This window comes from Amycolatopsis sp. w19 (genome assembly GCF_051373225.1).
GTDB lineage: Bacteria > Actinomycetota > Actinomycetes > Mycobacteriales > Pseudonocardiaceae > Amycolatopsis > Amycolatopsis japonica.
Map to the genome: position 1 here is coordinate 1 of NZ_JBPQFM010000071.1, position 677 is coordinate 677.

1 protein-coding gene is annotated in these 677 nt (G+C 34.6%); it reads left to right on the top strand.

Annotation, left to right across the window (positions count from 1 at the left end; genetic code table 11):
• Positions 1–677: hypothetical protein (locus ACSMFO_RS40180; RefSeq protein ID WP_436462542.1), on the top strand; the 677-nt coding region annotated here is incomplete at both ends.

Consider the following 677-nt stretch of genomic DNA (forward strand, 5'->3'; position numbering starts at 1 on the left):
ATTCTGAACTTAAAGAACTCCCTAAAAAAAGACTTGATAGTGAGGAGCGCTTAGAAAATTGGATTGCAAATGACAGTAGTATTACCGGATTAGATCTTTTACTTATTGGAAGGCAGGTTGTGACTTTTTACGGCGGAAGAATTGACTTGCTTGGAATAGATAGTGAAGGCAATATAGTTATCCTGGAATTAAAAAAAGACAAAACTCCTCGAGATGTTGTAGCTCAAGCTCTCGATTATGCATCTTGGGTAAAGGATCTTACTTATAAGCAAATTGAAGAAATTGCTATGAAGTACTTAAAATGTAGTTTAAGGGATGCATTTATAAAGAAATTTGAAGTGGACATCCCAGAAGAAATCAATAAGAATCATAGTATTGTAATTGTCGCTTCTGAATTAGATTCATCTTCAGAGAGGATTGTTCATTATTTATCAACCGAATACATTTTTTTTATTTACTGTGTTTTCTTTGACTTCTTTAAAGAAGGGGATCAAGAACTTTTAGGACGTTCATGGTTGATGGATCCGGAGGAAGTTGCAGAAAGAACAGCAATAAATAGTGTACCGTGGTCGGGAGTATACTTTGTAAACATTGGCGATGGCAACCATAGAAGCTGGAAAGATTGTAAAGATTATAGTTTTTTAAGCGCTGGTCAAGGAAATAAATATAGTAGATCT